At 44.1% G+C, this 12,727-nt stretch carries 7 protein-coding genes; 3 read left to right on the forward strand and 4 right to left on the reverse strand.

Annotation, left to right across the window (positions count from 1 at the left end; genetic code table 11):
• Positions 1 to 22: 22 nt before the first annotated feature.
• From nagA to C505_RS0113095, 4 genes are read right to left on the reverse strand one after another with little or no spacing between them, the layout of a single operon-like run.
• The gene (gene nagA / locus C505_RS0113080) at positions 23 to 1,162 is read right to left on the reverse strand and encodes an N-acetylglucosamine-6-phosphate deacetylase (RefSeq protein WP_018693069.1); all 1,140 of its coding nucleotides are present in this window, start codon (positions 1,160 to 1,162) and stop codon (positions 23 to 25) included.
• On the reverse strand, positions 1,159 to 2,157 hold the full coding sequence (gene nagB-II, locus C505_RS0113085; RefSeq protein WP_018693070.1) for a glucosamine-6-phosphate deaminase NagB-II: 999 nt from the start codon (positions 2,155 to 2,157) through the stop codon (positions 1,159 to 1,161). The genes nagA and nagB-II overlap by 4 nt, the downstream gene beginning before the upstream one ends.
• Positions 2,102 to 3,088, reverse strand: a complete 987-nt coding sequence (gene nagK / locus C505_RS0113090) for an N-acetylglucosamine kinase (protein ID WP_018693071.1) — start codon at positions 3,086 to 3,088, stop codon at positions 2,102 to 2,104. Before nagK ends, nagB-II begins: the two co-directional genes overlap by 56 nt.
• A gap of 9 nt (positions 3,089 to 3,097) precedes the next feature.
• Positions 3,098 to 5,734 (reverse strand): TonB-dependent receptor, encoded by a 2,637-nt coding sequence (locus tag C505_RS0113095; protein WP_018693072.1) that lies wholly within the window; start codon positions 5,732 to 5,734, stop codon positions 3,098 to 3,100.
• Between the two features lie 415 nt (positions 5,735 to 6,149).
• On the opposite strand from C505_RS0113095, the gene C505_RS0113100 reads away from it, so the two are divergent.
• From C505_RS0113100 to C505_RS0113110, 3 genes are all read left to right on the forward strand, one after another.
• The gene (locus C505_RS0113100) at positions 6,150 to 7,208 is read left to right on the forward strand and encodes a LacI family DNA-binding transcriptional regulator (protein ID WP_018693073.1); all 1,059 of its coding nucleotides are present in this window, start codon (positions 6,150 to 6,152) and stop codon (positions 7,206 to 7,208) included.
• Positions 7,209 to 7,244: 36 nt separating this feature from the next.
• Entirely contained in the window at positions 7,245 to 9,977 is a 2,733-nt protein-coding gene (locus tag C505_RS22360) for a family 20 glycosylhydrolase (protein WP_018693074.1), read from the forward strand.
• Positions 9,978 to 10,240: 263 nt separating this feature from the next.
• Complete coding sequence (locus C505_RS0113110; protein WP_018693075.1) at positions 10,241 to 12,385, forward strand: hypothetical protein; 2,145 nt, start codon at positions 10,241 to 10,243, stop codon at positions 12,383 to 12,385.
• Positions 12,386 to 12,727: the final 342 nt, after the last annotated feature.

Raw genomic sequence — 12,727 nt, forward strand, 5'->3', positions numbered from 1 at the left:
CCTTCTCATTGTTCGTTTTGTTTTATTTTGAATGATTCAAAATCATATTCCCCGCCTGCCACACCTGTTTCAGGGTCAATGTTTTTTCATCGAGTAAGACCATATTTGCCTGCATTCCCGGCTGGATCAGGCCATATTCGTTTTGCAGCTGAAGAAACTCAGCCACATATCGGCTTCCCATGTTTAAAGCACGCTCTAATGGAAAATTTAAGAGCGAGCACGTATTACGAATGGCTTGATCCATTGTTAAATCAGACCCAGCTAATGTGCCATCTGATGTTGTCAGCTTTCCGGCTTCTCGCTGCACAACCTTGTCCCCGAGCATCATCTGATTGGCATCTGAACCTGCAAACGACATTGCATCGGTCACAAGAAACGTTTTTTCTTCTGGCTTGGCTGTACAGGCAACTTGCAGTGTCGCAGGGTGCACATGCTGACCATCCACAATCAAGCCACACCAGCTTTGTGTATCAGACAAAGCAGCCCCCACTACACCAGGCTCGCGGGAAGTCATTGGTGACATTGCATTGAATAAATGTGTAAAACCCTTTGCACCAGCAGCCAAGGCAGCACGGGTCGTTTCAAAGCCCGCATTGGAATGTCCGATACAAACAATGACCCCCATATCTCGCAATGCACAAACTTCGGAAGGTGTGACGGTTTCCGGTGCAATCGTCATCAACTTCACACCCAGATCATCTCGGCGGTAAATCGCCCATTCAGCCTCAGAAATCCCGCGAATATGAGATGCTTCGTGGACCCCTTTTTTTGGTGTTGATAAATGCGGTCCCTCAAAATGAATGCCAAGGATCCCCGGGACCTTTTCTGCAATTGCATCTGCAACCGCTTGCGCAGCCTGTTCGATTACCTTGATATCATCCGTGATGAGTGTTGGTAACATCGCTGTCGTACCAAACGAGCTATGTGCTTGCGCCATTGTTTGAAGCGTATGCACTGTCGGTGCATGATTGAATAGCACACCGCCACCGCCGTTGACCTGGGCATCAATCCATCCGGGGACAAGTAGCCCATCCAACATCTCAGGATGATCAGCGGATACGGTCTCGCAGCAAGTGATCACACCATCTTGGACTTCAACAACCTGGTGTCGCCGTCGTTGTTTTCCATCAAAAAGTTCTCGAACAATCAAGCGTTGCTTCATAGTGTTTTGGTTACCTTCTTCAAACCAACGGGTGTATCAGGATCCATACCCCGTGATAACGAAACTTTCGCTATATCAATATAGAAGCGTTGCAAGAGTGTCAATGGTGCCAAACGTGGATGTACAGATAAAACAGGCTGCTCAACAGGCAGAATCGTCGCCCCGCGCCGTTTAATTTCTGTGATTTGTTGTTTATGAACAAACGCAGTTTCATCCTGGATATGCACATCCAACACATGAAAATCCTGATGCGCGAGCGTTACTGGACCGTGGATAAACTCTGCACTACTGAACGACTCAGCATGAATTTGGCAGACTTCTTTGAGTTTCAGCGCGATTTCTCGACTGATTGCATAGCCAAATCCACGACCTAGAACCATACAAGATTGGAGTGCTGTCAATTGTTTTGGAATCTCAGAATCAGACGATTGAACCGCATTATCTAATAAGTCGGGTAATCGGATCAGCTCCGCCAATAGCGTCTGATCTTGTTGCCAATGTGCAACAATTTGAAGTAAAGCAGCCAAAGTCAACAAGCAACTTTTCGTTGCAGCAACCGCGGTCTCTTCTCCTGCATATAACGGTATGACACAATCGACACGTTCAGCCAGTGGTGAGTATTCATCATTTACAATTGCGATAGAATAGACGCCTTGCTCTCTGGCCATATTCGCCTGCGCTAAAATATCTAAACTTTGCCCAGACTGAGAAATAAACACCGCCACAGCGCCTGAAAGATCCAGCCTGCGGTTAAAGATACTTGCCACAGAAGGAGAAGCGAGAGATACAGGAACGCCAGCTTCAACCTCTATCAGATACTTCGCAAAAACACCTGCATGATCGGAAGTGCCCCTGCCAGCCACCCAAATCATACTCGGTGAAATCTCCCGTAGTTTTTCACCGAGTTTTTCGAACCGATTGTTCGCCCACAGCAGTTGATCAGCCAGCCTTTGAGGCGCTTCTCTCGCTTCCTGTTCCATGATTGTGCCAGACATAGGCATTCCCCCTGTTTTCTACTGATTGCATTGAAAAGTGATCCATCTGCTGCTGAGCAAATAAAATGGCACCATCTTCTGGTGATAACCGTGGCTCAGTCAGTTGCTTTGCGACGTCATATTCGAGCCACGGCAGTAGCAAATGGCTAAGTCCACCTAAAATAGAAATTCGCTCTGGTGAAAGCACAAGTACACGACGAATTAAATCACTGATATAAGACGCCCCTTCACGGACCATCTTCGTGGCAATCTCGTCCCCTTGAATCGCACAATCAAAAACGGATGGCGCAAGCTTCGCGAACTGAGATGACGATGCTCGGGCAAGCAAAGAGACGATCGTCTGCGCATCCTCACAGTCTAGCTCTCTTAGGATTTGCTCTGACAAAATCGACGGTGGCATGATGCCATCTATGGTCAAAAGACAATGTTTGACCGCCTCCAGCCCAAACCAGGCACCACTTCCTTTATCGCCTAACAAGAATCCTTGGCCACCAATATACAAATTTGTGGTCCCTTGCTTGGCCAGTGCACAGGAACCCGTTCCCACAACAACTACCGCACCATCTTGCCCTTGATGTGCACCCAAACAGGCGATATCTAAATCCGTTGTGAGATAAAACGCCTGAAATGGGTGCTGCCACTGCGACACTTGTTGATAACAAGAATGAATATTCACACCTGCAAGCCCAACACCCGCCACAACCCGGTGTGACTGTGAACTGGGAAGACTTGCATCTGATAAAGCCCTTTGTGCAGACTCCAAAATAGACTGCTTAGCCTCAACAGGATCCACCATCGGATTCGCGGGTCCAGAGATGCCGACACCGAGTACTTCACCAGATGCAGAAACCAGCTTCGCCTTGCACTTTGTACCACCACCATCAACCCCTAAAAAGAGCGTCTCTGATGTTGTGGTGTTTGCTTCTGTCATGATTTGCCTCTAAAACTGAACATGCACACCAGCATAGTAACGGCGACCATTGAGATAATAAGTCGTGGGCCGTGACTTGGTTTCGGAGTATTTAAATATCTCCTCATCCGTCAAATTCACACCCTTCAACGACACGCTGATTTGCTCATTAATGTTGTAAGAAAACGATGCATCCCATTGGCCACGGCTATCCGTCATTAATTCTGCTCCGCGCTCGATCCCCTCCAGATAGCTAGAGCGATAGTTATAAGACAGGCGTCCACTCAAAGCATCATCTTCGTAATAGGCAGAAAGGTTGACCGTATTTTTGGAGTTGCCTGGAATTTTATCACTACCCGACTGTTGTCTATTATCCGCTTTCGCGTTGGAATAGGTGTAATTCGCGATGACCCCAAATGAATCGAAGAATGGCTGCTGATAACTCAGCTCAAGTCCTTTGTTTGTGCCGCCATCGCCATTGATCGGCCGTGAGATTTGAAAAGTCTTGTTGGAACCGGTTAACTCGTCAAACATGCTCACAGATGACTGTGTATCAATCACGTAAGACTCGATATCCTTCGCGAATACCGTAGCAGATAACAATGCGGAGTCCATAAAGTACCATTCAACACCCACTTCGATTTGATTCGCGCGAAATGGCTCTAACTCCGGGTTACCAGATGTCCCTGTGAGATTGCTGTTGATCAAGCTGGTTGACGCTGCAAGCTTAGAATACTCTGGACGAGCCATCACACGTGCAGCTGCAACACGCAACTGCAAGTCATCTTGCAAGTCATAGTTCAAGTTAAAGCTTGGGAGTACATCAGAATATCGATTGCGAAATGTCTTCCAAGTTTTGCTCGTTGGCGCATGCCAAGGACCATTCCATTGCCAGGAAGAAGAAGTTAGCTCGGTTTGTACCAAGCGAAGCCCAATATTGCCACGGAAGTTCTCCCCCTCAAAGCTGCCCTTTGCATAACCCGCCGATATTTTCTCATTGATCGCAAATATCTCTGGGAGGAAGCGATAGAACACGATGCGGTTTGGATCAGCAGTGAGCGCTTCGGCTAGTTTATCCGCATTGAGCTTTGGGTATGAAACAAGTGACCCGGGTAAGCGGAGATCCGACATAAAATCGGATGGGATCAAGCCATCGGCAAAGTTGGCCATGGATGGGTTATTCTTTTTCACCTCATCCAAAATGGATTCAGAGAACCCATCGGTGGGTACATGGAAGCGACCAGCTTGAAAATCCAGATTTTTATCATGATCACGGTACTTCATGCCCAGTTTGACTTCGTGAAAAATTCCCGCGTTGACTTCCCGACTGATATCGAGTTGCGCATACCATTCTTCATCTTCCGTCGGGCGGCTATTCATATGCGCCCAGTCTAGGTTATTCAACAAAGCAGGATCGGTCGAGTCGAATGATGTAGGAAAACTTACTTGAGGTACACCTTGTCGAAGGTCAAAACTGTACTTCGTGTTTGCTGCAAATTCAGAGAAAATATCTCGCGTTGTCCCACCTTCGGCTTTGGTGTAGCCGATTTGCCCATGCCAGGTTAGCAGATCCCCCAAATAATTAATATCCAGGTCATATGCCGATGTTTCCGTGAAGGAAATTCGGTTGGCAACATTGTGAACAGCACCACGGCGATCTGAAGCGCCCATTGTTGCACTGACCAACGTCCCATGCTGGATCACGGGTGATTCGACATTCGGCCCATTCGGTGTACGACCGCTATCCCACTCCCAGGTGGGTGGCACCAAATAGTTATGATTTAAGTTATTCGCATCCATCTTTGAATGCAGCAGATTCAGCGTCATGTCTAGCACATCATTTGGTGCGTATTGGAACGTCAACACACCACTTTCTCGCTCACGCTCCTGTTGAAAATACGCCGAACCGATTAAGCTTGGAACGCTAATATTTTCCTGACCTGCAATGGTTCTTTTATCCCAGCCAAGCACCTCAAAACCGTCGCGACGCAGCGTTCGATCCTGCTTGATCAGCGAGACGAGTACACCGAAGTTTTCATCTGGGTTTTTCCATGAATATAAAACGGATAAGCTCGGGTCCCACGCATCGGACAAATCATTGTATGTGCCCTCAACTGTTCCAGCGAGTCTGCTCGATGGCATGGCCAACGGACGCCGAGTCCTCACAATCACCGTGCCACCAATGCTGCCCTCATCAATATCCGCTTGTGGACTTTTATGGACTTCGAGTGAAGAAACGATTTCTGAAGGAAGTAAGCTGTAATTAAAGCTTCGGCTGGGTTTGTCCAGAATAAACCAATCTGCGGTTGCGACATTCTGACCATTAAGCAGGGTTCGGTTCAGGCCGGGGGCAGTGCCTCGAATGCTGACTTTTTCTCCCTCTCCAAAATCTCTACTAATTGAAACGCCTGTGATACGTTGCAGAGAGTCTGCAACATTTTTATCCGGAAACTTTCCGATATCCTCCGCTGTGATCGCATCCACAACTGCATTGGACATTCGTTTGGTATTCACAGACTCATTGAGACTTGCCCGGATCCCACGGACCTCAATGACTTCGATTTCTTCCTGTTCGGTTTCTGCCACAGACTCAAATGTACAGGCGGTGCCCACCAATAGAGCAAACCGAACTGCTTTTGCGCAAATTGAAATGGTATTTGTTCTCATTGTTCCCCCCAACTGACTGTTCCATGCGCGATTTTTTCCACAGCCGTGAGAAAGCCCATCCAACTTCGTTTTACTTATTCGACTTCAATTGACTGCTTTACATGACAACTTCCGATATATATAACTGGATGATATTTATTGCTTTTTACACTAGCATTTGGATTATTTTTATAATTTGACAACGCTGTCATTTAAATTTAATGTACACAATATTTAGACAGTTGAAAAGGATTATTCGAAAATTTATTCCGCCAAAAATACAACGTGATTATCAAAAATAAGAATCAAACCATCGCGGGATTGGAAGGCATAGAAAATTCATCTAGACTGGGGTTACCTCTTTCAGAGGTAAAATTGAACCAACTTGAACATTGATTGTTCACATCCAAGCAATACCTATAAAAATAAGCATCTTATGACGAAAGTAACCATCCATGATGTCGCAAGACATGCCGGCGTTTCCATTAAAACTGTATCCCGGGTCTTGAATCAGGAACCTTCCGTACGACAATCAACCAAAGAAAAAGTCACCGAAGCCATCACTATCCTGAATTACCAACCAAACCTTTCTGCCAGAAACCTTGCCGGGGCGCGTTCGTATACCATCGCCTACGTCTACGATAACCCCAATGCCTACTATATTATTGAAATGCAAAAAGGGATTTTATCGATTTGCCGGGAACATGGTTTTGAGCTGGTGATCCACCCGTGTGACTCCACCGCAGATGACATTTGTGAAGAAATTGAAATGATGATCCGGCGCACAAACTTATCCGGCCTCGTGTTGACACCACCACTTTCCGAAATGCCGGAGATCCAAACCTTACTGGCTCAGTTAGACGTCCAATATATTGCAATCACCTCCAGCCAGAACAAACGAGAACATGAAAATCAACAACACCACGATCATCAACACATCACGATTGATGATCTGGGCGCAGCAAAAGACATGACCCGTTACCTGCTGGATATGGGTCATCGACAGATTGGTTTTATTAGTGGTGATCTCGACCATGCTTCCAGCCATGAAAGGCTCAATGGCTACCAAGAAGCCCTTCAAGAAGAAGGACTCAAAGCAGACCCAAAAATGGTGCGCTCTGGTCAATACTCATTTGAGTCAGGAAAGGTGGAGGCCAAAACCTTGCTATCTACTCAACCGCGTCCCACAGCGATTTTTGCCTGTAATGACGAAATCGCAGCAGGTGCACTATTTGCTGCTACCCAACTCGACATCCAAGTACCACAGGAACTATCGATTGTGGGATTCGAAGATAGTCCCTTTTCGAGACAAACTTGGCCATCTTTAACAACCTGTGCGCAGCCAACATTCGAGATTGCCCAACATGCAACCCGGTCGCTCATTCGACAAGTTCGTCGTACACAGGCACAAACAGAAACAACGAAACCAATTCAGCACATATTTAAACCAACCCTGGTTTTACGAGAATCCAGTGGGCATCGTCAGGACGTATAAGTCCATGTGCCACATAATAAACAAAAGGAAAATACAATGTACCGTTTGATGATTGGCCTTATCCTGTTTTGTTTAGGACTAACGGCTTGCCAGCAAATACAACAACGCTTTACGCCGCTTGTTCAAGTCAATAAAAACCCGCAGATACAGCAAGCGTTGCATGATATTGCTGCGGGTCTCTCTGTACAAATTGAAGTCCTTAAAAATCCACAAGCTTTAACTGCTGAAGAAAAAAGTCAATGTGATGCAGCAGGCGCAGACTGGTCTTCTTGTTTTTTTCTTCGACTCAGCATTCAAAACCTTGGCGAAGATATCCAAGCAAGTTCACCACAATTTGCCTTATATATGCACAGCACAAGACGTTTGCTCAAACTACAAAATCAAGTGCCTTTTGCCCTCCATCACATCAACGGTGATCTGCATCAGTTCAAGCCAACAGAGGGAGCATTTCAATGGGAATCAGGAAAAACATTCACGTTCGATATCTTGGGTGAATATTGGCTTCTACAAAACAGTGACATTTTTCCACGACTCTTTATCGCAGATGAAAAAGGGCATGCCGCCAATATCCCCATGACGGATACTGAAAATACCAGCCAATATGCGATGCCTATCGATCGCCATCACTCAAATAATTGGAAACGAACAACAAACGACGGCCATTCGCCATTTACCCCAGAAGCACGTTATAAACTCTATCAAAGCCGCATGGCTGACACATCAACAAGCTGGCAATCCGGTATCATTCCAAAACCTTTAAATCAAACAGTCCATGATCAATCCATTTCGGTTCAGCATGGGTTCTCTATTATAAAGTCATCTTTACCATTTCAACAGATTGCAGCCATACAAGCGCGTTTTACTCAGCTTGGGTTGTCATTTTCTCGGCAAACGAAAAAAGGCATGGTTCCGATCCGAGCAGAAGTCATCGGCCAACATATAAAACACTTCCATCCGGAGCTTGCGATTGAAGGCGGTTATACGCTCCAAGTCTCTGAGCATCACGTACTTATTCAGGGATATGACGATGCAGGCGTTTTTTATGGATTTCAGTCACTTCTCGGTTTGATTGATGTAAAGGAGCAGACGCTACCACTCACCACAGTTTATGATGCGCCTCGATTTGCCTACCGCGGATTATTTATTGATATCGCACGCAACTTCTTTGGGTTGGAAACGCTCAAAAAGATCATCGACCAAATGGCTGCCTATAAGCTTAACCGCTTACAACTGCATTTGAGTGACGATGAAGGTTGGCGGATTGAGATCCCGTCGATCCCTGAGCTCACCGAAGTCGCAGGCCAACGCTGCTTTGATCCCTATGAGCAAACTTGTCTGTTACCACAACTCGGTTCAGGTGCAACGAAAAACAATAGCGGCTCAGGATTTTTGACCGCTGAAGAATATAAAGCACTCTTGCGATATGCGGATGATCGGATGATCCAGGTGATCCCGGAAATCGATATGCCTGCACATGCACGCGCAGCGATTGTTGCGATGGAGCACCGTTATCAGAAATATCAGAAGACTGATCCTGTTCAAGCCAATCAATATCGACTGCGTGAACCGAAAGATACTTCACGATACCTGTCGATTCAGTATTATAAAGATAGTTATGTCGATCCATGTTTGGATTCTACCTATCAATTTATTGACCGAGTGATGGGTGATATTCAACAAATGCACAATGACACATCGCATCCGCTCACCACCTGGCATTTTGGTGGTGATGAAGCGGTCAACAGCATGTTGGGCCATGGATTTGAATCAAAAAATGGAACTGATCCAACAAAAGGAAATATTGCATTAGCCAACTGGGATACACCGTGGTCACGCTCTCCCGCCTGTGCTGCCCTCAAAGCAAAACAACTGAATCCAACATTCACCCCAGCCAATTATTTCGCAAAACGAGTGAGTCAACTTGTAAAAGCCCGCGGTATTCATACATTAGGGGCTTGGTCTGATGGAGTATCAGACTTACAAGATCAAAGTGCACTCGAAACTCGTCAGAACTTAGCATATGCCTGGAAACCAAGACCTGATGGTGCAACAAAAACAGCAGCCGAACTTGCACAAAAAGGCTTCGGGTTGATTCAAGCCAGCAGTGATGCACTGTACTTCGATATGCCATACAGTGCCAGCCCGAATGAAAGAGGTACCTACTGGGCATCCCGAGATACGGACAGCTATAAGGCCTTCTCTTATGCCCCCTTAAACCTTTCCCTGCATGCGAAAAGTAATAAAGATAGAGATGGTCACATCTGGCAAGTACCAGAATCCGAAGTAGACTACACAACCGCAGTCAAAGGGATACAGGGACAAGTGTGGACCGAAACAATCCGCACACCACAACTCCTCGAAGCCATGTTATTTCCGAGACTACTTTCATTAGCAGAAAGAGCTTGGCACCGCGCATCTTGGGAAGATCATCAACAATCAGAATGGATTGATCAAATTCAACTCAATCAGGATTGGAGCCGATTTGCTGCCATTTTGGGTCACAAAGAGTTATTCAAACTAGAAAAGTCAGGTGTGCACTTTCACCTTCCAGCGGTCGGCGCACAACTCGTCGAAGGTCACTTAAAACTACAGAGTGCTTTCCCTGGTATCAATCTGCAATATTTGGCCCCAAATGGAGAATGGAAAGCCTATCATTCAGAGCAACCCCCAGAACATGCGCTCGCAATACGTAGTACAAGCGTAAATGGCGATCGCAGCAACACCCCACAACCACTCTCTATTTCTTTAGAAAATCTCGCAGAAAAATAACCAGAGGGCCGATTTGGCCCTCCTTTGCCATTGCCCTTCATTCACGCTTTCGGACATATCAATTTACATTAAATTGAAAAAATTTTATACAAATCCGTAAATTGTATGAAAGTTAAATTTTTCTACAACAAAGTGGTTAAATATTTACCCAATAATTGCTATCATTTTACAAATCTCGCACACAAAAATGACTAAAAATCAACCAAAAGCGAGTCATTCTGTGTGTTTTTCAATCTTTACGTAGTATTGATAAGGAATATTCCGTGAAAACAAAATTGCTAGCAAGTTTAATCACTGCATTACTCGTCACCGGTTGCGGCGGCGGCTCCAACATGGACGATAAGAACAAGAAAACAAGTAAGTCGAATCCAACAACACCTTCAAAACCTTCTTCACCATCAAGCCCAGATACAAATACTGGCGGGGATAAAGATGATGGGAAAGGATCTGGGGGAGATAAGGGAGATGGGAAGGATACTGATGGCTCTACTGATACAGGAAGTCAGGAAGAAAAGACACTAAGTTTTAAAGTCGTCGCAAGAAGCGAATGTGGTCAAGAAATTCCATTAAATGAAACTCATACAACTACTGTCATTCTTTTTGATGAAAATTGGGAACCAATTGATACTGATAAGAAATCCGCAGCTTCTCTGATTGTTAGTACAGATACTGACGACTCCGATGACCCAGCAGAGCCAGATGACACAAAAGATCCGAATAAAACTGTTGATCCGACTAAAGTGAAATACCCATCTAAACTCTATGGCAAATCAACAGATGAAAATGGAAATGTCAGCTTTAAATTAAAAGGAAAAGATACCGTAAATTTAGCAATTATGGTTGGTGCTCTAGAACATCGCCTATCTTTAAAGCCAAATACAAGAGAAACCGCTGAGTTAAATATTACGACGTATCAAGATGTACCCGTTAAAGATCTAGGTAACTTCAAAGTAGACTTGGAATTCTATAAAGAGAATGATGAATTACGCCTGAAAGGATGTGAATGTAAGACAGTAAATGTTAAGGCCAATATACCTACAGCTATAAAAGAATTACCGTTATTCGGCGTTGAGATCAATAATGGGAAGCACGACAAAGTCGTCACTCAGACAAACAATGGTGGTCAACATGTATGGAATGACGTATTTGTGTGTAAAGAAGGTCGCAAAGATGCAGCAACATACCCAGCTCTAGTGACTCACTCTGGAGATAAAATTTTTGTTGCCAATAATCTTGAAAGCCAGCTTAAAACATTAAATTCAAGCGGCAAATACGAAGTTACTTTAAATGAAGTAGATGAGTTGAGCTATGAAAAAGTAAATATAGAAGCTAAGAACTTCCAAGATACTTCAAGTGCATTTGTGACTGTCTCAAGACGGCCTGTTAATCGGTTAAATAGTAACGTCATTGAGCCATTTCATGTAGAAAATAATCGAATGTATAGCTCTTCAGTACCTAAGTTCAATGATACACTCGAGGAAATTCTCAAAGAATACCCTAAGCATCTTCCAAATCACATCACAATTGAAGACTTTATCAAGAAGAAGCAAACTGCTTATTCCACAACTGGTGATTTAGCCCAAAGAATTTCGAAAAGCCTGACAGTAAAACAAAAAGCAAATTACTTTACCGAAGGATATGTCGAGCACTGTGATAGCTATAACAGCTATTACGATCTTTGTGCAAAGGGAAGTAAAGTTAAATATGATGGAAGCGAACAGGTTGGATATTTAAAAGGAAAACTATCTGATCCTCAAAATACTGTGTATTCAGTTGCATATCACGTAGAAGAAACATCACCAATCCTTCAAAAGGACAGAGACGAATTCAATCAAGAGCAATATCGCTACTTCAATGGTACAGAAGTCATCACAAATACTGACGAGATGCCAAGTACGATTCGCTTTTCATATAATAGGCCACGACAGCAAGAAATTCTTACTAATGCATTATCATATTTGAGAAGTAATGAAGGAACTTCAAGTCAATTTTTAGGGACAGTTGGAGCAAAATTCACCAAAATCACAGCGTTATTTGAACATATTCCAGGCGGTAAAACTGTCGAGTGGACACACTATGGAAACTTAAGATCAAATATGCCAAAACTCCAAGATATTGCTAGTACTGCTGACTTCAAAGACTTCGCTACTCTATTCTCACCAGGTAGAAACCGTCCAAACCCTATTAGTGAAGATGAGTATACAAATGCTGCGATTATAAATATGAGAATCGATGCATATAGTTTTGAGCATAAAGAGCCAAGTTCATTACAAGAGTTTTATCAACTATTTAATGATAACCTTCCTTTGGAAAAGCAAAAGGAACTCAATAAACATATTGAAAAAAACTACGCTCGCCTTCAGTTCAACATGAACTATTTTGCAAGAGACGAGGTAGAAACAAAGTAATTGGGATAAAAATCCCTTAACAACCTTCAGTGCTGCTTAAATTATTAAGCAGCACTAAAACTAAGTCCCTTCGCTTTCTCTTCTACATTCTTTCAATCAAAAAGTGTCTCTACTTTACATATAAATATCGACTGAGAATATATCAATTATGAAAAATCGGAACGCAAAAAGCGATTTAAAATATCAAACAGAGCTATGATGATTTCTGGTGTATGAGGTGAGAAAAAGAATGTGGTGCTAATCTGTTGATTGATCTGACAAATCAATAGTCAACAAAGAGAAACACCACATGGCAAATCATAAAGTATCACCACTGAAATCACCAGAAATAGATCCACTGAA

The organism is Algicola sagamiensis DSM 14643, from assembly GCF_000374485.1.
In the GTDB taxonomy this organism is placed as follows: domain Bacteria; phylum Pseudomonadota; class Gammaproteobacteria; order Enterobacterales; family Alteromonadaceae; genus Algicola; species Algicola sagamiensis.

What these genes read in the sequence shown, in the direction of transcription:
- nagA (WP_018693069.1), bottom strand. Translation starts at nt 1,162, where the DNA reads ATGAAGCAACGCTTGATTGTTCGAGAACTTTTTGATGGAAAACAACGA.
- nagB-II (WP_018693070.1), bottom strand. Translation starts at nt 2,157, where the DNA reads ATGTCTGGCACAATCATGGAACAGGAAGCGAGAGAAGCGCCTCAAAGG.
- nagK (WP_018693071.1), bottom strand. Translation starts at nt 3,088, where the DNA reads ATGACAGAAGCAAACACCACAACATCAGAGACGCTCTTTTTAGGGGTT.
- C505_RS0113095 (WP_018693072.1), bottom strand. Translation starts at nt 5,734, where the DNA reads ATGAGAACAAATACCATTTCAATTTGCGCAAAAGCAGTTCGGTTTGCT.
- C505_RS0113100 (WP_018693073.1), top strand. Translation starts at nt 6,150, where the DNA reads ATGACGAAAGTAACCATCCATGATGTCGCAAGACATGCCGGCGTTTCC.
- C505_RS22360 (WP_018693074.1), top strand. Translation starts at nt 7,245, where the DNA reads ATGTACCGTTTGATGATTGGCCTTATCCTGTTTTGTTTAGGACTAACG.